The sequence below is a fragment of the Persicobacter diffluens genome, assembly GCF_036244895.1.
GTDB lineage: Bacteria > Bacteroidota > Bacteroidia > Cytophagales > Cyclobacteriaceae > Persicobacter > Persicobacter diffluens.
The window spans coordinates 1,793,514-1,812,733 of record NZ_BQKE01000001.1; the positions used below are offsets into that span (position 1 = coordinate 1,793,514).

Annotated in this window: 19 protein-coding genes and 1 riboswitch; of the genes, 10 read left to right on the forward strand and 9 right to left on the reverse strand. The window is 40.8% G+C overall.

The genetic code is table 11. The features are described from left to right. The first annotated feature begins 1 nt into the window (after position 1). Both AAA970_RS07480 and AAA970_RS07485 read left to right on the forward strand, forming a co-directional pair. Positions 2–334 (forward strand): hypothetical protein, encoded by a 333-nt coding sequence (locus AAA970_RS07480; protein ID WP_338236584.1) that lies wholly within the window; start codon positions 2–4, stop codon positions 332–334. A gap of 271 nt (positions 335–605) precedes the next feature. After that, on the forward strand, positions 606–812 hold the full coding sequence (locus AAA970_RS07485) for a hypothetical protein (protein ID WP_338236585.1): 207 nt from the start codon (positions 606–608) through the stop codon (positions 810–812). Position 813: 1 nt separating this feature from the next. Here AAA970_RS07485 and AAA970_RS07490 read toward each other — a convergent pair whose 3' ends face one another. From AAA970_RS07490 to AAA970_RS07500, 3 genes are all read right to left on the reverse strand, one after another. Then, positions 814–1,566, reverse strand: coding sequence for a hypothetical protein (locus AAA970_RS07490; protein ID WP_338236586.1), 753 nt, complete (start codon positions 1,564–1,566; stop codon positions 814–816). A gap of 858 nt (positions 1,567–2,424) precedes the next feature. Further along, positions 2,425–2,775 (reverse strand): hypothetical protein, encoded by a 351-nt coding sequence (locus AAA970_RS07495; protein WP_338236587.1) that lies wholly within the window; start codon positions 2,773–2,775, stop codon positions 2,425–2,427. Positions 2,776–3,061: 286 nt separating this feature from the next. Next, positions 3,062–3,457, reverse strand: a complete 396-nt coding sequence (locus tag AAA970_RS07500; protein WP_338236588.1) for a hypothetical protein — start codon at positions 3,455–3,457, stop codon at positions 3,062–3,064. A gap of 692 nt (positions 3,458–4,149) precedes the next feature. Between AAA970_RS07500 and AAA970_RS07505 the strand changes: the two genes are divergently transcribed. Together AAA970_RS07505 and ribB are read left to right on the forward strand one after the other, a co-directional pair. Further along, on the forward strand, positions 4,150–4,284 hold the full coding sequence (locus tag AAA970_RS07505; protein WP_338236589.1) for a hypothetical protein: 135 nt from the start codon (positions 4,150–4,152) through the stop codon (positions 4,282–4,284). Positions 4,285–4,352: 68 nt separating this feature from the next. Further along, positions 4,353–4,474, forward strand: a riboswitch (FMN riboswitch). A gap of 73 nt (positions 4,475–4,547) precedes the next feature. After that, the gene (ribB, locus tag AAA970_RS07510) at positions 4,548–5,210 is read left to right on the forward strand and encodes a 3,4-dihydroxy-2-butanone-4-phosphate synthase (protein WP_338236590.1); all 663 of its coding nucleotides are present in this window, start codon (positions 4,548–4,550) and stop codon (positions 5,208–5,210) included. A gap of 46 nt (positions 5,211–5,256) precedes the next feature. Here the strand turns inward: ribB and AAA970_RS07515 are convergent, their stop codons facing one another. Continuing rightward, positions 5,257–6,825 carry an ArnT family glycosyltransferase gene (locus tag AAA970_RS07515; RefSeq protein ID WP_338236591.1) on the reverse strand — a complete coding sequence of 523 codons (1,569 nt, stop codon included), beginning with the start codon at positions 6,823–6,825 and terminating at the stop codon, positions 5,257–5,259. Between the two features lie 509 nt (positions 6,826–7,334). Beyond that, entirely contained in the window at positions 7,335–7,949 is a 615-nt protein-coding gene (trpF, locus tag AAA970_RS07520; RefSeq protein ID WP_053404849.1) for a phosphoribosylanthranilate isomerase, read from the reverse strand. Between the two features lie 146 nt (positions 7,950–8,095). Between trpF and AAA970_RS07525 the strand changes: the two genes are divergently transcribed. The 4 genes from AAA970_RS07525 to mnmA all read left to right on the forward strand — a co-directional run bounded on the left by AAA970_RS07525 (position 8,096) and on the right by mnmA (position 12,218). Then, complete coding sequence (locus tag AAA970_RS07525; RefSeq protein ID WP_338236592.1) at positions 8,096–8,428, forward strand: thioredoxin family protein; 333 nt, start codon at positions 8,096–8,098, stop codon at positions 8,426–8,428. Continuing rightward, positions 8,421–10,019, forward strand: a complete 1,599-nt coding sequence (locus AAA970_RS07530) for a S8 family serine peptidase (protein ID WP_338236593.1) — start codon at positions 8,421–8,423, stop codon at positions 10,017–10,019. The genes AAA970_RS07525 and AAA970_RS07530 overlap by 8 nt, the downstream gene beginning before the upstream one ends. Before the next feature lie 72 nt (positions 10,020–10,091). Further along, on the forward strand, positions 10,092–10,829 hold the full coding sequence (locus tag AAA970_RS07535; RefSeq protein ID WP_338236594.1) for a tetratricopeptide repeat protein: 738 nt from the start codon (positions 10,092–10,094) through the stop codon (positions 10,827–10,829). A gap of 192 nt (positions 10,830–11,021) precedes the next feature. Further along, positions 11,022–12,218, forward strand: coding sequence for a tRNA 2-thiouridine(34) synthase MnmA (gene mnmA / locus AAA970_RS07540; protein WP_338236595.1), 1,197 nt, complete (start codon positions 11,022–11,024; stop codon positions 12,216–12,218). 1,496 nt (positions 12,219–13,714) lie between these two features. On the opposite strand, the gene AAA970_RS07545 is transcribed toward mnmA, so the two are convergent. After that, positions 13,715–14,002 carry a hypothetical protein gene (locus tag AAA970_RS07545; RefSeq protein WP_338236596.1) on the reverse strand — a complete coding sequence of 96 codons (288 nt, stop codon included), beginning with the start codon at positions 14,000–14,002 and terminating at the stop codon, positions 13,715–13,717. Between the two features lie 202 nt (positions 14,003–14,204). Here AAA970_RS07545 and AAA970_RS07550 point away from each other — a divergent pair, with 202 nt between their 5' ends. Further along, positions 14,205–15,173, forward strand: a complete 969-nt coding sequence (locus tag AAA970_RS07550) for an IS30 family transposase (RefSeq protein WP_338236266.1) — start codon at positions 14,205–14,207, stop codon at positions 15,171–15,173. Positions 15,174–15,576: 403 nt separating this feature from the next. Further along, complete coding sequence (locus AAA970_RS07555) at positions 15,577–15,999, forward strand: gamma-glutamylcyclotransferase family protein (RefSeq protein WP_338236597.1); 423 nt, start codon at positions 15,577–15,579, stop codon at positions 15,997–15,999. A 15-nt stretch (positions 16,000–16,014) separates the two neighbouring features. On the opposite strand, the gene AAA970_RS07560 is transcribed toward AAA970_RS07555, so the two are convergent. From AAA970_RS07560 to AAA970_RS07570, 3 genes are read right to left on the reverse strand one after another with little or no spacing between them, the layout of a single operon-like run. Then, positions 16,015–16,467: a hypothetical protein gene (locus AAA970_RS07560; RefSeq protein ID WP_053404858.1), complete on the reverse strand. Its 453-nt coding sequence runs from the start codon at positions 16,465–16,467 to the stop codon at positions 16,015–16,017. Continuing rightward, positions 16,464–17,483, reverse strand: a complete 1,020-nt coding sequence (locus AAA970_RS07565; RefSeq protein ID WP_338236598.1) for a glycosyltransferase family 9 protein — start codon at positions 17,481–17,483, stop codon at positions 16,464–16,466. The genes AAA970_RS07560 and AAA970_RS07565 overlap by 4 nt, the downstream gene beginning before the upstream one ends. A 15-nt stretch (positions 17,484–17,498) precedes the next feature. Continuing rightward, a complete protein-coding gene (locus AAA970_RS07570) occupies positions 17,499–19,193 on the reverse strand; it encodes a DNA polymerase/3'-5' exonuclease PolX (protein ID WP_338236599.1) in 1,695 nt (564 codons plus the stop codon). Positions 19,194–19,220 lie beyond the last annotated feature (27 nt).

Here is a 19,220-nt window from a genome sequence, read left to right on the forward strand (position 1 = left end):
CATGAGTGTTTCTTATAAAGCCGCCGACACCAATTACACGCCCAAGCATTGGAAATTTTTAGCAAGGAAATTTAAAAGCGAAATTAAGCAAGCCATTTTTTTTTATGAAGATGGCCGGGTGAATCGATTTGAATTTTCCTTTCAAAAAGACGGGCAACGGTTTCATTTTTTAGCTTTTGATGGCGTTTCTCCTGGCAGCAGGGGGAGAGGAAGAGCAGTTTTTACCAGCCTGAGAATGGAGGTTCCCGAAAAGCATCCTGAATTTATTTTGCGGCCAGCAATTCCAACAGTGGATTTCTTTAACCGCTTGGTCTTTAGAAAAAATTATACTTAGCCCGGATTATTCATGCTTAAATCCTCGTTTAGCTGTAAGGCGGAAAAAATGATGGAATAGTTTCCTATTTCGAGTTTTTTCCAACGAAACAGATGAATGAGGAGAAAGCAAGCTTTCGCAAATTTGGGCTATTATAATTCAAAGAAAATAAGTTTTTAAGAGCTGAGAATAAGCCGCTTGCTCGTGGTTAAAATAAGCGGTGAATAATTCGGGTTAGGGCACCGCACTTGAAGGTATATATTCGCTGTATGCGGAAGAGGCAACATTTGCGATGCAGTTCTCCAAAGGGCTGGCTTTTCTGACTAAAATGCCGTCAACTATTGTATGTGATAATCAAACCTATGATTGGGTCACTACCCAGCGATATCTGGAAGTCAGAACGCCCTTCCTTTTGGTGGGGAAAAAGGAGGTAGAGCATTTTTTAGTCATGGCGTTTGATTTGGCTGCTCAATACCAGGGCATTGTAAGTCATTCGTAATTTATTGAGGCTGCATGAGTTCTGCTAAATTTTGGGGTAGTTCTAGGAGCAAGATGGCTTTTGTCGGGGAATCGGGAAGATAGCAGATGGGGTATTTTTGGCTTTTGTTAAAGGATGATCTATTGGTTTTTTTGAGGGAGTAAAGATGATTTTTTTGATCTTCCCCTTTAAAGGTAAATTCAAACTTAAAAACAGGCTCCTCATTTATCGTAATGTTGGTGTTGTAGATATTGGTGAGCTTGGCTTTTGTTATCAGACCTTGTTCAATAACCTTCACAATACGGCTGGTGGAGTATAAATAATATATTAGGCCCGCAATACATATAGTGATGAGGATAAATATAAGCCCCATTTTTTTTCCTTCTGATTTGGTGTTGGTTAATCCCTTGATTCGATGTATATCCGGATTTTCAAGACTATATTCAATCTCTACTGGTTCCTGCACCTTAAATTTCGCTTTTGAGGAAAAAGAACTCCATTGTTTATCGCCCCAGGGAGAATGGAAAGTATATACGTATTCATAGGCCGATACTTCACCATCTTCATTGTAATTCCGGTAAATTTTGTCAATGGTGCCATCACCAATTCCGACTTCACTCCTCAGGTAACGGACCTCCTGCCAATCAACTTCTCTTGAAACGGTGAATAGAACGAATAATATTCCACAAAGGACAAAAATAGGGATCCACTTTATTTTTTTAAGGAAAATGGAGGTTTTTAAACCGAATGACAGTTTTCGATTGGTCAGGCTCATAAAAAATAGGTTTGTATAAATATGAGGAAATATTTATATATCTATAGAATTTCTTAGTTTATTATTACGATCAAAGATAAATAAATTTTGGAAGACTCTCATTAAGTCTGTAAACCTTGAAGAATTGGGACGCAGTTATTGGGCACCAATGGCGACCTCCATTCTGATGAAGGGCCTGGTGCTTCCGAAGACATGGCTAATGCCGCTTTATTTTTTTGCTTCCGAAGTGGTGTTATTAGCATAACAAGCTACATAGGGCGGTGGATGGAGGGCAGGTGCTGCCAGCGTCGTTGGGTGCGATGGTTTAGATTGAATATATAATTACATCCTTTACGGCAGTCAATCGAAATTATTTTGAAGTGATTATTTATTGATTTACAATTAAATATGATTTTGTAATGAATAGATTAAGCGGAGCCCAGTGCTCCGCTTTTTTATTAATATTTGATCATATTGAATACCAGATAAATGAACAGTAAGATTAAGTTGAGAAGGGTGAGCCATTTGATCGTTTTCCACATTGCTTTCATGAAATAGAATCTTGTCACCTGAAAAATGGAAACGAATAGGATGGTTTCAGGTTTTAGTATCCGCAATGCGGACTTGATTTTTTGACAATGTTTGATCGTGATTTTCAGTTTTTTACCAAAAGGAAAGAAATTGTGATCAATAATTTTGATGAGCTTGGTAAATTTATACTAAAAAAGCGACCAGTCTCATTATCGAAAGATTAGTCGCTATTTTCCTGAGAATTTTACCATTATGTCCGGATAAAATTATAGATCAAGTGGCCCGATAAAAGTATTTTTCCCGGTACCGAAAACATCTTCTGAAATGACATATTCCGTTCCTTCCAGGTTAAATAAGAGGTGGAAACGTTTTTGTCCCAGGTAAAAGCCAATGGCGGCTCCTACTTTTTTGCTGTTCAAATGGCAAGCTATCATCTGCCCAATTCGTAATGGCAGTTACGTTTCCAAAAGAATTCGGATTGTTTTGGTAAAAGGAAAACTGAGTGCCATCACTATTGATCATATACCGATTTGCCGGCCCTTCGCTGGATTTGAATCTAATGGCCATGGCTCCAATGCCGTTCAGACTGATGGGATTAAATCCATCGGCTAATTTGGGAATGGGCTGGGTGCCATTAAAAGACCAGCGGCTGTCAAAACGGATATAGGCATATTGACTACCCGTAACCTCCATGGTCATGATCCAGGGCGCAGCATCGTCATTACCATCAATATTACAAGCAGCACCTATATAGATTCCTATATTTATTCAATTTAGGAATCCCTGTAGCAAGATCTATGGGGGTGTTATATGCATGGTTTTCATAGATAAAAAATGACATGTTTATTATGCAGATGCCCGTATTCGTCAAAGGGTTGATTTTGAAGGGGAAAAATATTAATACTTAGAAAAATCTATTTTTGGGAGGGTTTAGAGGTGATGTCAACAAAAAAGCGCTTCCGTGAAGAAGCGCTCTGTTGGGGGGTTAATAGTGTTGTTCTAAAAATTGATAGAAATTTTGTTTGAGCTCTAGATTAATCTTTCGATTCAAAGCTAAGTTTTCTTTTAATTCCTGATGGGCGTTGATATCCATTTTTTCGGGGATTAAATCTCCATTTTTGGCGTGAAGATTCAGGTTTTTTTCCTGTTTATGGATGTGGTTTTTGTAAATATCGAGTACTTCCTTCTGGCGAATGAATTGATTCTGGAAATGTTCAACCTGAGCTTTGAACTTTTTTTCTTTGACTAATTTGGAGACTTCTCCGAGTCTCATATTTAAAACTTCCAATTCGTCGGCCATCAGGTAGATTTCAGTGATCCACTCATTGTTTTCATTTTTTAAGGCTTCAATGTTGATGGCCTTATTTTGGGGAATTTCCATGGGCGTAATAATTTTTTGGTTATTGAATTGGTTAATTCGGGTCACGCGATCCAATGGTTGCCTTTAGAGTCTTGATCTGAGATCAGTATTAAAATACAAAAAACTTGTCAGATTATGATGTTGAAAATGAGCTTTTTAATGCCGTTGTGAAAATAAACTAATTGGAAGGGGATGGGGGATTTTAGATTTGAAAATGAGGTTATTGAAATGCAGTCTAATGGTTTTGGTTTGGGGAATTTTTTATTTTTCCTGTAATGCACAGGGTCGGTTTCCGGATCCCGGTTTTAGCCCTATAAATTACCGGCAACAACGGATTGAATGTCAGGATTATTACAAGGTTGATGTAAGTCTCAAAACTTTATGGAAAGTCGGAGGAATTGATGTGTTGGACATTGAGTTGGAGACCAGAGGTCCAACAGGAGAATGTCACGATAGGTGCAAGAGCGGGGGATTTGTCCGTTTGTATGGGATGTGAATACTTCTTGTTTAAATTTCGGGTATTGGAGATCGTTTGAAGCTTTTTCGCGTCTTTATTATAATTTAGAAAAGCGAGTTTACAGCAAAAAGTCTGTTGAGTTTTATTCCGGGAACTATTTTAGTCTGGTGGTGGCGTGTTCCTATTCAGGCCTTTCTGCCTCTTCTGAAACTGAAGATCAAAAGAAACGGCAGGTTATGCTTACTTATGGCTTTTTATGAGATATGCAGCGATATTTTATAATTTTATTTATGGTATGGAAACAGGCCTGAGCAGGGTAAGCGATTTTCGCAATGCTCACCAATGGATGTTGACGCTTCGTTTCAGACTGGCTTATGTATTAAATGGATAATATAAAGGCGATTTAGGCCGGAACTTATTTTCTTTTTTTATCCACGTAATTTTCCCTAAGTTCGCCTCAGTTTTCTTCAGGGCGGGGTGAAATTCCCCACCGGCGGTGATAGCCCGCGACTCTCATATATTGGGATTGATTTGGTGAAACTCCAGGGCCGACGGTATAGTCCGGATGGAAGAAGAAAAAGCGAATTCAGATGATAAAGATTGTCTGACCAATTTTTTATGCCCTGATGAGTTTTTATGATTAATCACAGTTTTATGAAAACCATCAAAGAGTTTGACAGCAATTTTGAATTGCGTGTAGAAAAAGCAATAGAAGCCCTTCAGGATGGAAGAGGGGTTTTGCTAATGGATGATTTTGACCGGGAAAATGAGGGAGATATTATCTTTCCTGCTTCTACAATGACGGCCAAAGACATGGCCTTAATGATTCGGGAGTGTTCGGGGATTGTTTGTCTTTGCCTGACGGATGAAAAATGCCAATCCCTGGAGTTGCCGCCTATGGTTGCGGTGAATAATTCCAAAAATCAAACCGGATTTACGGTGAGCATTGAGGCTAAAGAAGGCGTCACCACCGGTGTTTCTGCTAAAGATCGTCTTACCACCATTCAAACAGCTATTGCGGCCAATGCGGTGCCGGAGAATTTAGCCCGACCAGGGCATGTTTTTCCTTTAAGAGCGAATGCGAAAGGAGTTTTCGGGCGGAGAGGCCATACAGAGGGAAGTGTTGATTTGGTGAAGTTGGCAGGCTTAGGAGAGGCCGCGGTTTTGTGTGAACTTCAAAACGAAGACGGAAGCATGGCTAAATTACCAGAAGTGTTGGTGTTTTCAGAAAAGCACAATATGCCGGTGCTTTCCATTGAAGATTTAGTACAATACCGTCAAAAGATGTTGGTAGCAATGGAATTGATGGAAAACTAAGTTTTTTAAAAAAATAAATAAGGAATTAGTCGTACGCTCTGGTTCCTTATTTTTCTTCCTGGCTTATTTCGCGGTCGGATTTAGCAGTTCTTTTGTAGAATAAATAGCCATTTTCTTCATGAATTAATTCGAGATCCCTAACCCCTCGAATTCGGTATTTATGATCTTTTCGGATGTACAGGTATACATCTTTATCAATATCACCAAAAAGGAACCATTCCTTAGATTTAGCTCTCGGGTTTTCGTATGGCATCACATTGCCATAGAAATAGGGTAGTGTTTCATCTTTTTCTCTGGCGATGATATAACAGTTTTTGTCTTTCATTTCTCCAACAAAACGGGTCAGCGGACCCTGATATGCTTCCTCAAATATGGGCAAAAACAGATGAATGGTGAATTGAATGCTTAATATGGCAGAAAAACCGAGCCATTCCATGCCAAGGGTGATCTGATTTTTTTTGATCAGGAGCAATGCGACCATAATTCCAAAAATATAGAAAAGCCCTACAATTCCTTCATTTCCGGTAGGGAATCGCATGTGGGTAATTGTCTCCTTCCAAAAGTCATTTTTGATGATCTCCCATGTTGAAAATTGCTCCAATAAAAAGGGACTCAAAAATACCAGGCAACCCATTACGGTAACTGTTATGATGATGGAGGAGCTGAGCCATGCGGGAAATTTCAGTCCCCCAGCCAAATATTTTCTTAAATATAGTGCCGAGAAATAGCTTAAAGGAATGAGGGATAAAGAGCTGAAATAGAGCCAGTTTTTTGCGGGAAAAATCGCGAAAAGGATCAGGATCGTCCAGGAGCAAATGCCCATTAATTTTTTGAATCCTTTGTTTCTCTTTTCTTTAAAATTAGCCAGGAAATAGGCCACTGAAAAGTAACTCATCGGAAAACAAGTCATTAAAACCAGCCAAAGGTGGGTGCTGGGTACCGGACCGTTTAAGATTTTATTGCGACCAAGGTATTGCAGGTTATGATGAATAATATTTTTTAAAAGCTCGAAGTCGTTTTTGCTCAAAAATAGCAGTAAAAAGAATAAGAGGAAACTTAATAAGCCTAAGCCCACTTTTAAAATAGTGAGGTTGTCTGGAAGGTATTCGAACCGATTAAGGGTCCAGAAAATGATGAGGATGACCGAGGGGATTACAAAGCCTTCCAGTCCGGAAAGTAAAATACTGATGCCGATAAAAATGCCCGAGAGGAAAAGCATAATGTCCTGCTTTTTTTCACTACCGATATAGTAAGTAAATAAGGTGGCGAAAATCAACAAATGGTTAAACGGAGTGGGCCCGGCGAAGCGGAAAAATAAATGGGGAAGAAAGGAAGACAAATAACTGGCTACCCAAAGCCAGGCCAAATAGCTTCCATGCATTTTTCTGCCCATTCGATAAATTAACAAGAGGGTCAAAATGCCCGCCATGGCATTAGGGATTCTAATGGCAAAGGGGTTGGTGCCAAAAAGCTTAATGGAAGCACTTAATAACCAAATATAGCTGGGAAGCTGATCCCATTGATATTGAAAGCCCAACTGTGGCACCCACCATTCTCCGGTGATCAACATTTCCCGGGCCTGTTCTGCAGTCTGTAATTCAACGCCTTCAATCAATGGGAGCTGATGAATGTAGGGGATAAATAATAAGGCACCCAGGAGTGTAATAATGATCTCGTCCTGAAATTGATGAAAGGAATTACGAATTCGGAGTTGGGTAGGGGTTTTAATGGCCTTTTCGTTTTAGCGTTTTTTTATTGTACGAAAAGGGGATTGGGGTGTTGGGACTAGGAGCTGCTGTTTGATCAGATTGAAAAATGCATAAATCTTTTCCTGAACCAGCGGAATAAGTAAATGATGAGCTATACGCTTGGATCTGCGTTTAGCGGTAATGGGGGTGAAAAAAAGAATAGGGCCTAAATGTTTTTTTAAGGCGGCAGAGACAAGAAGAGAAAGCTGGTTCAACCAAAACGAAGCCATTAGAAATTTATCAAAACCCATCACAACGACCTTGTATTTGGGCTATTAGGAGGTTTCCTGAATCAGGCAGTGCATAATTCGGTGGAAGGCAAAAAAAGCCCTGAAAGTCTCAGGGCTTTTGAGTAATTCTTCTTCTTGCAAAAGTGTTATTCTTCTTCCAGGGCTTCCAAAATATCCGCCATTTCATCATAGTCTTTGAAGCCAGGACGAATTTCCTCCCCGCCTTTAATCGAAATGCCTTTAATTTCAGAGGAGATTAATTGACTTACATTTTTTTCCTCAATGCCAAATCCAAGTACGATGTCATACTCCTTGGCAAGTTCAAAAACAGCATCCAGTTCTTCCTGAAGCGTTTCTCCCTTACTGTTTTCAATTAAAAGGTATTCGATATATTCTGAAACATCAGAAATTTCATCTTCGATCTCATCCATGCTTTTGGAGGCGAGATCCACCTTGTAAATTAATTTTTTACCAGTGGTCTGAAGGGCTTCCAATAGATCAATATCGCTCACCTGAATCGCTTCCAATTCACATTCACTGCAAATCTGTTGAATGGTTTGCAGATCATTGCTTTCAAACTCCACTACGCGATCAACACCAGCAATCCATTCAGTGATTTCGGCATATGAAGTAGGGTTCAGGTTGTTGTCTTGCTTGGTGTCCATAGGGAAACCAATGGCATCAACCAGCATTCCAGCACAGTAACGGGCATCGCTAAGATTATTCACCGCGCTAATTTTAACATATGTTTTGAGTGCCATGAGTATATTTTATCAAAAATTCGGGCTATGTTTAATGTTCATTCCAATAACAGGTTATTTTTTGGCAAAAACTGCTGTTTTGGAATGGCTACGAATTACGAAATTGTCGTTGTACTTAACAACCCCTATGACTAAATTTTTGACAAATGGAAAATTCTTCTCCTGCCGTTCAGCAAGTATCTCCGGAAGAGTTTCTTTCTCTTAATAAAAAAAGTGCCAAATCGATTGTGTTATTTTCAGCACCCTGGTGTGGCTTATGTAAAAGAATTACTCCCATTTATAGAAAAAAGGCGATGGAAATAGCCCAGGTGAATTTTTTTAGTATTGATCTCGGCGAATTTCCTCAGGCAAGAAATCTGGCTGAAGTGACCAGTTTACCTTTTTTCGCCACTTTTATTGATGGGAGAATACAGGAGCGTAAAGCCAGCAGTAAACCGGATGTACTTATGAACCTGATTAATCAACTTATAAATGAATAAAATTTTTACACTTTTATTACTCATGACCTCCACTTTGGTGTGCAACGCACAAGAGAGTAGGTTTTTGGTTCGCTTTATGGACAAATCAGATAATGAGTTTGACCTGAATCAGCCCGAGGCGTTTTTAACTGCGGAATCTCTTGAACGCAGGAGCCGACTGGGGATTTTTTTAGATGAAAAGGATTTACCCCTTTCTCCCAAATTCCGACAAAAAGTAAAAGATGAAGGATATTCCATCTGGGGTGAAACAAAATGGTTAAATGGGTTAGTGGTGCTGGCTGATCGCGCCCAGGAAAATGCTTTAAATCAGTTGGCCGGAGTAACCGAAGTGGCTTATCTTGGTCCACATATTATTAAGAATTCAGCTCCGGAAATTCCTGTTTCCAATGTCGGCAGCCCGACTACGGAATTAATGACTAGCCTGCAGAACAGCTTTCTGAATTTGGACTCCTTATATGATTTGGGATGGAATGCCGAAGGGGTGCGCGTGGCTATATTTGACGCCGGTTTTCTGAATGTTCCATTTGGGGAAAGCTGGGTAGCGGTACATGAAGATCGGATTTTTGGAGCAAGAAATTATATTGAGCCCGGATTGGACGTTTATCGTTATCATTTGCATGGAACCCATGTGTATTCCACTATGGGGTATTATAAAGAAGGGGAATTTGAGGGCATCGCACCGGAAGCGGACTATATGTTTTGTGTAACCGAAGACGTGGCCAATGAATATCCTTTTGAAGAAATTAATTGGCTAATGGCCGCTGAATATGCCGATAGCCTCGGGGCGGATGTTATTCAATCTTCCCTGGGTTATTATGACTTTGATGATCCATCAATGGATTATACACCGGCAGATTTGGATGGGAAAACAGCCTGGATTACTCAGGCAGCAGGAATTGCGGCAGAAAGAGGGATTTTGGTCGTGAACTCTGCAGGTAATGAGGCCAGAAATTATTGGCAAAAGATTTCCTTTCCGGCGGATCATGAACATGTACTGGCTGTGGGCGCAATGGATGAAAAATGGGCCAGAAGTAGTTTTTCCTCTTTTGGCCCAAATGCAAATGGGCTGATCAAACCCAATGTTTCTACCCTGGGCTCCTCTGTGGCATTGGCTGTAGGAGAAGGTAAATATGTAAGAAGTTCAGGAACCTCTTATGCTTCTCCGATGATAGCGGCTCTGGCAGCCATGGTAATTCAGGAGTATCCGGATAAAAAACCGGAAGAGGTGATCACTTACCTTCAGGAGAATGCGCATCAGGCTTATGCGCCGGATACTTTAATTGGATATGGCGTTCCGATGAATAACCAGCGTCCTTTATATGTTTTGGAGCCCAATGGGGAAAATTTGCAGGTGAGTCCGAATCCTATGGCGCCTAATCTTCTAAGGCTATTGGTAGGGGAAGCGCCATTGATGGATTGTCAGTTGCAAATCATCGGGGTGGACGGGAAGCCGCATTTTGCTCAGAAGGAGGATTTGAATGCTTTAAGCACCAAAGAAGTTCAGCTTCCGGCGCCTTTAAACGGTGGGGTCTATTTTTTGAGGTGGGCTACCCATAAGGAGCAGGGGGTGAAAAAAATTGTGGTACAATAATCTGCAGAAGTCCTGAATAGTTTGCCTGAACGGCATTTTTTGGCATATTTGTATTCTTATTTTTATATCATTATGAAATTCATCAAGCTATTATTTATACTCTTCTGTGTTTCAATTTTTTCCTGGAATGCAGTAGCTCAAAACACCACCGAAGCGCAAAAATTCATTGATCAGGGCTTGGCTGCTTTTGATAATGGCGCATTAGAAGATGCAGAAAAAGCATTCAGTGCTGCCGCGGAAAAAGACCTAAAAAATGCCGGCATTTATATGCTTCGGGGAATGACCCGCGAGGCGATGGATAACGGTCAGGGGGCGTTGGATGATTATAATATGGCATTAAATCTGAACCCGGAAGACACCGTGGGCTATGTGGTGAGAGGCCAATTGCGCATGGCCCTGGGCAATAATGATGGAGCAGTAATGGATTTTACCAAGGCGCTTGACCTGGATGATGAAATGCCGGAAGCTTATCGTTCGCGTGGAATGGTGTATTATTTCCAGAATAATTATCGTCTGGCGCTTTCTGATTTTCAGGAAGCCTTGCTTTTGGAAGCTGATGATGCCTCAGACTATTTTTACATTGGTATTTGCCTGCGTGAATTGGGGGATAATGCCCGTGCGGTAGGCTTTTTCAATACTTGTTTGCTTTTTGATGAAGAAAATGCAGAGGTTTATTACCAGCGTGGTTTAGCCAATAATGATTTGTTATTTGTGGAAGAGGCTTGTAGTGATTTTAGAAAAGCCTATCAGTTAGGGATGACTGATTTGAAGGAATTATTAGTGGAGTACTGCGGGAAAAATAAAGGCTAAGTGGTATTCATGAATTCAAAATCATTTCCCATAAATTGATTTGGATTAGGTGAGCCTGGTTATTTTGAGGCCGGAATGCGCAGAAGTCTGCTCAGAGACTTTTGAGAATATATTCCCAGCCTCTGCTGATATACTTTGGTTCACAATTTGCAGTTGCGTACCTTTGCCCACTTTCAAGCGAAAGGAGAATAAATGAAAAGAGTGGTAGTTGGTTTGTCAGGAGGGGTTGATTCCTCTGTGGCGGCCTATTTACTCAAGGAACAAGGCTATGAAGTAATAGGCCTTTTTATGAAAAACTGGCATGATGATTCGGTAACCATCAGCGACGAATGTCCGTGGTTGGAAGATTCAAATGATGCCTTAATAGTAGCAGAAAAGTTAGGAATTCCCTTCCAGACCATCGATTTAAGTGAGCAGTACAAGGAACGTATCGTGGACTATATGTTCAATGAATACGAGAAGGGCAGAACGCCGAATCCTGATGTATTGTGTAATCGCGAGATCAAATTCGATATCTTTTTGAAGGCTGCAATGGATCTGGGGGCGGATTATGTAGCTACTGGTCATTATTGCCGAAAGGATGAATTTGAGAAAGACGGTGAAATGGTTTATCGTCTGTTGGCTGGAAAAGATAATAATAAGGATCAGTCTTATTTCCTTTGTCAGTTGAATCAGGAACAGTTGTCGAAAGCATTGTTCCCGATCGGGCATTTGGAAAAGCCGGAAGTGAGAAAAATTGCGGCGGAAGCGGATCTGATTACTGCGGAAAAGAAAGATTCCCAGGGATTGTGCTTTATCGGCAAGGTACGCCTTCCTGATTTCCTTCAGCAAAAACTGAAGCCGAAAGACGGTAAGATTGTAGAAATTACGGAAGATGCGCCGGTATTTAAGGCACATCAGGAAAAAATCCAGCAGGCCGCTTCAGAAGAAGAATGGTTAAAGGCGATTTCAGCGCCCTATCAGTTTCATCCGACCATGGGGAAAGAGGTGGGAGATCACCGGGGTGCTCATTATTTTACCATTGGGCAGCGCAAGGGACTGTCGGTTGGTGGAACGAAGGAGCCTTTGTTCGTGGTAGATACCAATACGGATAGCAATGTGATTTTCACTGGTCAGGGGAAAAACCATCCCGGTTTGAAACGTTACGGCCTTTTTGTGTCGAATCAGGAAAGCCATTGGGTAAGGGAAGATTTACGCCTTAAAGTAGGCGAAATGAAAAAATATCTGGCCAGAATTCGTTACCGTGAGGAATTGAGTGCGGCTACGCTTTATCAAAAGGAAGATGGGCTGTACATCGTTTTTGATCAGGAGCGAGTAGGAGTTGCGGCCGGTCAGTTTGTGGCCTGGTACGATGGCGAAGAGCTAATTGGTTCAGGAACAATCGGATAAATTGACCATAATTTTTGGTGAAATTCCTATTGAAAATATTGATAGCCCCAAAGAGGTCTTGGTCTGATTTAAATTGAAAAAAAATAGCAAAATAGGACCTAAAAAATGCGCTTTAACTTAACAGAAGGACATTTTATGCGTATATTTGACTATTGAATTTCGAATCAAGATACACCCACCCGGTGGTCACGTTTTTCAAATCTAACAGTTACATAGTACCGGGTGAAGCGATGCGGTAAAACCGGGCCTCAACCAAGCCTTGCGTTTGGTCAAGTTCTTCGGAGCTTGTCAACAGTGGAGGGTTGATCCGATTAGCAGCCCAAATCGTGTTTTTTGGAGATTTAGATAAAACCTTCAATACGCCACTGGTGGGTACCTTATATAACCACTGTCTTTGATTAGGCAGTGGTTTTTTTTGGGTGAGACTTTTAGGGTTTTAGAAAAAATGTAGTGAGCACAGCCAAGGTGGTGTTTTTTTTTCTGCCTTTACCTTCATTTTGGGATTAATGGGTGTTTGATTTCCCGATAGATTGGCCATTCAATGCCTTAATTGAATATTGAAATGTTTCTTTTTCATTTTTTCTTGATAAAAAACGAAACAAAAAATCAAGGCTGTGATCAATTCTGGCGAGCCATCGAACCTGCTGCCGGAATTCATCAAGGCGTTATTTGAAGGTTGCAGTGCATAGAAGAAAGTATTGAGGAAATAACGCTGTGATGACTTCTCATCGGTAGCAGAACCCTTGGCTTTTCGCCAATTGATCAAGGCCGGATTGTTGTGATGGAAGGTTTCGTAGCTACCCTTACTCTAACAGTAAGCCCAGCAATAATTCGAGAAAATTTGTTCAATTTGTTGCCAAAAATCTCCTTCAATAATAAGCGCCAATCTGCTCAGTTCGCGATATAATGATATTTCCCTCTTTTCTTTTTCATTTTTTCTTGATAAAAAACGAAACAAAAAATCAAGGCTGTGATCAATTCTGGCGAGCCATCGAACCTGCTGCCGGAATTCATCAAGGCGTTATTTGAAGGTGGCAGTGCATAGAAGAAAGTATTGAGGAAATAACGCTGTGATGACTTCTCATCGGTAGCAGAACCCTTGGCTTTTCGCCAATTGATCAAGGCCGGATTGTTGTGATGGAAGGTTTCGCAGCTAACCTTTCCAAAAGTAAGCCTAAAAAAAATCGAGAAAATTTGTTCGATTTGTGGCCCAAAAACTTCTTTAATCAGAGCCATCGAACCTGCTGCCGGAATTCATCAAGGCGTTATTTGAAGGTTGCAGTGCATAGAAGAAAGTATTGTGGAAATAACGCTGTGATGACTTCTCATCGCTAGTAGCCTCAATGGCTTTTCGCCAATTGATCAAGGCCGGATTGTTGTGATGGAAGGTTTCGCAGCTAGCTACCCTCACTTCTAAAAGTAAGCCTAAAAATAATTCGAGAAAATTTGTTCATTTTGTTGCAAAAAATCTCCTTCAATAATAAGTGCCAATCTGCTCAGTTCGCGATATAATGATATTTCCCTCTTTTCTTTTTCATTTTTTCTTGATAAAAAACGAAACAAAAAATCAAGGCTGTGATCAATTCTGGCGAGCCATCGAACCTGCTGCCGGAATTCATCAAGGCGTTATTTGAAGGTTGCAGTGCATAGAAGAAAGTATTGAGGAAATAACGCTGTGATGACTTCTCATCGGCAGCAGACTCAATGGCTTTTCGCCAATTGATCAAGGCCGGATTGTTGTGCTGGAAGGTTTCGCAGCTAACCTTACTTCCAAAAGTAAGCAAAAAAAATTGAGAAAATTTGTTCGATTTTTGGCCCAAAAACTTCTTGAGTAGAATGTCGATACTTCGAAGGTATGTAGTAGCTTCACAACTAAAACAAGCATAACCTGGATTCTAATTTTAAGTGCAAGTTTATTTGGCATAAAAAAAAGGTATCCGGTACCTTTGAAATTTAAATCTAATTGCACTTAAATAAGAAATAACAATGGCCCAGATTACCCTGACACAAAGATATGAAATTGAAGCGTTAGTTAAAATAGGGTTCAATAAAACAGCTATTGCTGATAAAGTTGGATTTCATGTATCGACTATAGGGAGAGAAATAAAGCGTTGTCGTAAAGGGTATTACGACGCTGATACGGCGCATAGTAAGTACCTGGCCAATCGTAAAAATAATCGGGAACCGTATAAACGGACCCCTGAAATGGAACAAGTAATTCGTAAGTTTCTTATTGATAATGATTTCAGCCCAGAACAAATAGCTGGAAGATGCAAAGAGGAAGGGACTCCTATGATCTCAGTTGAAGGAATTTATCAATTCATTTATAGTGTCCCTGAATTGGCTAATCACCTTAGGATCAGTAAGGGGAAAAGGAAAAAACGGAAATCTAATTCAAAAAATGGATCAAAAATTCCAGATCGGAAACCTATTCATATTCGACCCACGGAGGCTGATAATAGATCGGAGTTTGGGCATATTGAACTTGATGTTGTGGTAGGGACCAAGGAGAAGTCAAATGTTTTGGTTACGGCTGTTTGTAGAAGGTCTAGATATACATTGATCGGAATAGCATTAAGCAAATCAGATAAAGATGTTTTGAAAGCTTTAGAAGATATGGCTTCAAGATCTTTAATACCTTGGAAGACGGTTACTTGTGATAATGGGAAAGAATTTGCATGCCATAAAGAATTAGAAGCCTCTGTTGGTTGTGTGGCCTACTTTGCAGACCCTTACGCCAGTTGGCAAAGGGGTACCAATGAAAACACAAATGGCCTAATAAGACAGTACTTTCCTAAAGGGAAATCAATGGACAATATCAAAATGAATTCAGTACTCCAAGTAGAAGAAACCCTCAATAATCGCCCAAGAAAGAAATTGAATTTTTGGACGCCTATCGAATATATTCATGGTGAAAGAAAAAATTTGATCACCATCAATAAAACTTGCATTTAAAATTGGAATTCAAGTAACCAAATATGGGCAATGGAAAAAAATAGGATAAATATTCATAATGACCTGAGCCTCAATTTTTTTAGGAGGTGCTGAGTCTTCCGTGGCCTAATTCGGCTAAAGATCATTTTAAGATGTACTTTTTTTTAGACTTTGCGACGGATTATTTCGTTTTCAGTTTTATCAAAAATAGTGATGCTAACAGGGCTGATTTACAGAGGAAGCCCTGCGGATAGGCCTGGTTTTTGATGACTTCAAGCGCATTCAATTAGTGAAATCCGATAGAGATGAGGGATTATGCCTAATTCAGTAGGTGATTTTAAAAAATCACTACTCATGAATCTAATTGGATTTTAATCTCGTTGTAAAAAAGTCTATATTTGAGTTAAGGACCTATTTTATATCAATGCAATATTGTCTATTTATTTATGGAACCCTGATGGATTTAGAAATCCATGAAATTCTTTTCGGCAAAACATTTCCGATTAAGCCGGCAGTGCTAGAGGACTATATGATCTGTCATCATGACGATTTTGACTATTTCTTTTTAAGACCAGCGCCTGGGGCGAAAACGCAAGGCGGATATGTGGAAATAGGAGAGCAGGAACTCCGGAAAATAGATTTATGGGAAGGTCGGGAAGAATATGAAAGAACTACCGTAAAGATTCAAACCAAACACGGTGTACAGTTTGCTCAAGCGTATATTGGCCTGATGGATGGAAAACCCTTACCGGAAAAATATATTGGAAAATACTCCAAGCGCACCCGTAAAATGCAGCAATTAGATCTGATGGAGTGGCGCAAAGAACAAAAAAAAATCCAACCTTAATGGTTGGATTTTTTTTTATCTAATTTCCTTCATAGCGAAGAAACCAATCATCACTAAAAAGATTGATTTTATGAATTCAAAGAGGTAATACCAAAATTCAAATGAGCTCTTTCCTTTGATGATCATTTTGAAACTTTCCAGCCAATAGCCATCCACATTGGGTAGGAAGCGAATACTTTGAACAATTAATAAGATCACTACAATCAGGAAGGACCAAAACACTTTAGCCCTGGGTATGGCAAAGATAAAGGTGAGTGCGAAAATGATGGACATATAGATTTCCATCTTGTTGAGGCTGTTGAAAACCATTTTACCGGCACCATCCATCAGATCAATGATGAAGTCTTCTCCACCCACTTTGGCGTGCACGGTATTTTGAATAAAAGATAAGCCAATCAGTAATCCCAACCACACAAAGGGGATTCCTACCCGCATTTCTCTTCCGAATTTTTTTAATTGACTAATCATGGTAAATAAAAATCAAACGTCAGTTCTTTCATACATTTAAAATGTCCCTTTGGACATGAATTTCTTCCCGCCTTTGAACAGGGGCGGCATTTTAATTTTGTATTTTCAAAGACAAAAAATTTAGTTTTATAGGGATGGAAATTATTCGGGACAGTGCTGCCCCAAATACTATAAATGGTCTTCTTGAATGCGGCTGCGATATGGGTAAGGCCGGTATCATGGCCGAAGACATATTGGGCCTGTTTCACTAAAGAGGCCGACTGATTCAAATTGAATTTCCCACAGGCATTGAAGATGACGGTCTTCTTACCCAATTCCGTCAGGCCTTCTTCATAAGGCGCATTGCTCTCTCTCTTCCGGAAAAATTCCTCCAGCTTTTCGCCATTTTCCGCATCATCAGGGCCTCCGACCAGTACGATCGGCCGGTTGATGCGGTCGCATAGTACCACCATCTGTTCAAAAGGCAGAATCTTAGTAAACTTCGTTCCTCCGATCACATAGGCGACATATCCCTTGCGAAACTCCTCCGGAAGCCACTCCATTTCCACTTCATCCTTTTCGGGAATATAATGATCCATTCCCTGCTCGTCATTCACCACTCCCAAAGGTTTCACTGCATCCATATACCGATCGGTGACATGCACATTGGGCATGAAATTGATTTGGAAATTGGTATAAAGGAATCGCTTGATCCTAAGTTTGTCATAAGTGGAAGAGGGGACACCCAGCGCCCATTTTATCCTGCTGGTTCTGAAGTTATTGTGGAGGTCCACCACGAAGTCAAACTTTTCCTGCTTCAAATCAGCGATCAAAGGCGACATACTGCCTTCCAGCAAATGTAGTTTATCAATATAAGGATTGGCCTCCAGAAGTCCCCGGAACTGTTTTTTTACGGCAAAATGCAGTTCGCAGCCCTCAATCTGAGTTTTGATGCAGCGCACCACCGTAGAAGTCCAGGCAATGTCACCAATGGAGGAAAATCGCAGTATTAATATTTTTTTATACTTTTTTGTCATTTTCTTAAGCGGCGCTTAGCCTTTCTTGCTTTTGAAATAAGCAGCCACTTCCGCAGTGCTTTTGGTGTTGAAAGTCTGATCTTTTCTCAAACCGGCCTTTCGTCCCACCTGTACACCATATTGCATGTCTGCAAAACCTTTGATTTCGTGTGCATCCGGATTAATGGAAATCTCCACTCCCTTTTCCAGCGCCTGATGCACGAAACGCCAGTCCATGTCCAGTCTCCACGGATTAGCATTGATCTCAATGATCACCTTATTGGCCGCACAGGCATCAATAATCATTTCATGATTCACCGGATAACCTGCACGCTTTAGAAGTAATCTGCCTGTAGGATGTCCCAACATGGTGGTGTAAGGATTTTCAATGGCTTTAATCAGTCGCTGCGTAGCGGTGGCCTCATCCATATTCATATTGCCATGAATGGAAGCGACAATAAAATCGAACTGTTTCAGGATTTCGTCCTCATAGTCCAGGCTTCCATCTTGCAGGATATCAGACTCTATGCCTTTAAAAATTCTGAAGTTTTCAAAGCCGGCATTAAGGCGATCAATCTCGGCATGCTGCGCCAGTACTCTTTCCACTTGCAGGCCATTGGCATAGGCGGCAGTCTGGCTGTGATCCGAAATCCCTAAATACTCCCATCCCTGAGACTGACAGTAGGCGGCCAATTCTTCCAGGCTATGAGATCCATCGGAATAGTTGGAGTGGTTGTGCATAGGCCCACGCAGATCTGCATAGGTCAGTAATTGATCCGGGGAATTTTTATCCAACCAATCCCATTCCCAAAGGCCTTCTCTCATTTCCTGAGGGACGAAGGGAAGGCCTGCGGCTTCATATATTTCCTGCTCGGAGGCAAAAGCTTTTTGATGCAATAGCTGACGCAATGTTTTTTCAGGACTCAAGCCCTTATTCAGGTGAGCGGGGGCAACGCCTAATTCAAATTGCCTGTTGGTGAATTGATCCAGTGGGCAGAAGTGAAGCAGAAATCTCATTTCATAATCCTCATGCTCGAGGTAAGCGGTGAATGGCCCCGATTGCTCCTTATTTTCCTGAAAACCGGTGGCTGCTAATATCTTTTGGTGGGCGGCTATCGGGCTTTCTGCAGCAATAACCATTTCAAGTTCGGCCACAGTTTCTCTTTGTAACAGATAGTCACCGGTAAAATCTATTTGCGCCTCCGGTAATAGGGTTTGTAAAAGGCTTTTCATTAATTCCGCCTCTTCCTGAGCGTCAGCCCAACGTTTCTTCCAGTGATTTTCTTGCCAAAATATCAGGGCCTCCTTTAAAGATTCCACCGTTTTGGCCCCAAAACCTTTGGCTTTACCCAGGCTTCCGGTATTGCAGGCTTCTAAAAGTGCTGCCGGAGTAGTAATATTTAAATCCATCCAAAGGGCACGTAGTTTTTTTGGACCGAGGCCTTTAATCTTTGCCAGTTCCAAAAGTCCCACAGGCGTACTTTCTTTTAATTCCACCAGCTTGGCGAAGGTGCCGGTTTCGTTAATTTCTGCCAGGGTGGCTGCCATGCTTTTCCCCAGACCTTCCTGTTGTTCCAGGTTTTCTACTGACCAGTCCTCCACCCAAAGTACATTATTTTCAATCATGCTGACTACTTTCTGGTAGGAGCGTAATTGAAAAGGATTTCCTCCGTGAATTTCTTTCAATAACAAGTACTGCTTTAGCGGGCTAATGAGGTCTTTTCTGGTCAAGGGTAATTTGGTTTAGGTATGGAAATA

Coding starts and splice junctions, on each gene's coding strand:
- AAA970_RS07480 (WP_338236584.1), top strand. CDS start 2: ATGAGTGTTTCTTATAAAGCCGCCGACACCAATTACACGCCCAAGCAT.
- AAA970_RS07560 (WP_053404858.1), bottom strand. CDS start 16,467: ATGATTAGTCAATTAAAAAAATTCGGAAGAGAAATGCGGGTAGGAATC.
- AAA970_RS07530 (WP_338236593.1), top strand. CDS start 8,421: ATGAATAAAATTTTTACACTTTTATTACTCATGACCTCCACTTTGGTG.
- AAA970_RS07500 (WP_338236588.1), bottom strand. CDS start 3,457: ATGGAAATTCCCCAAAATAAGGCCATCAACATTGAAGCCTTAAAAAAT.
- AAA970_RS07535 (WP_338236594.1), top strand. CDS start 10,092: ATGAAATTCATCAAGCTATTATTTATACTCTTCTGTGTTTCAATTTTT.
- mnmA (WP_338236595.1), top strand. CDS start 11,022: ATGAAAAGAGTGGTAGTTGGTTTGTCAGGAGGGGTTGATTCCTCTGTG.
- AAA970_RS07495 (WP_338236587.1), bottom strand. CDS start 2,775: ATGACCATGGAGGTTACGGGTAGTCAATATGCCTATATCCGTTTTGAC.
- AAA970_RS07565 (WP_338236598.1), bottom strand. CDS start 17,483: ATGACAAAAAAGTATAAAAAAATATTAATACTGCGATTTTCCTCCATT.
- trpF (WP_053404849.1), bottom strand. CDS start 7,949: ATGGCACTCAAAACATATGTTAAAATTAGCGCGGTGAATAATCTTAGC.
- AAA970_RS07485 (WP_338236585.1), top strand. CDS start 606: ATGCAGTTCTCCAAAGGGCTGGCTTTTCTGACTAAAATGCCGTCAACT.
- ribB (WP_338236590.1), top strand. CDS start 4,548: ATGAAAACCATCAAAGAGTTTGACAGCAATTTTGAATTGCGTGTAGAA.
- AAA970_RS07525 (WP_338236592.1), top strand. CDS start 8,096: ATGGAAAATTCTTCTCCTGCCGTTCAGCAAGTATCTCCGGAAGAGTTT.
- AAA970_RS07490 (WP_338236586.1), bottom strand. CDS start 1,566: ATGAGCCTGACCAATCGAAAACTGTCATTCGGTTTAAAAACCTCCATT.
- AAA970_RS07505 (WP_338236589.1), top strand. CDS start 4,150: ATGAGATATGCAGCGATATTTTATAATTTTATTTATGGTATGGAAACA.
- AAA970_RS07550 (WP_338236266.1), top strand. CDS start 14,205: ATGGCCCAGATTACCCTGACACAAAGATATGAAATTGAAGCGTTAGTT.
- AAA970_RS07555 (WP_338236597.1), top strand. CDS start 15,577: ATGCAATATTGTCTATTTATTTATGGAACCCTGATGGATTTAGAAATC.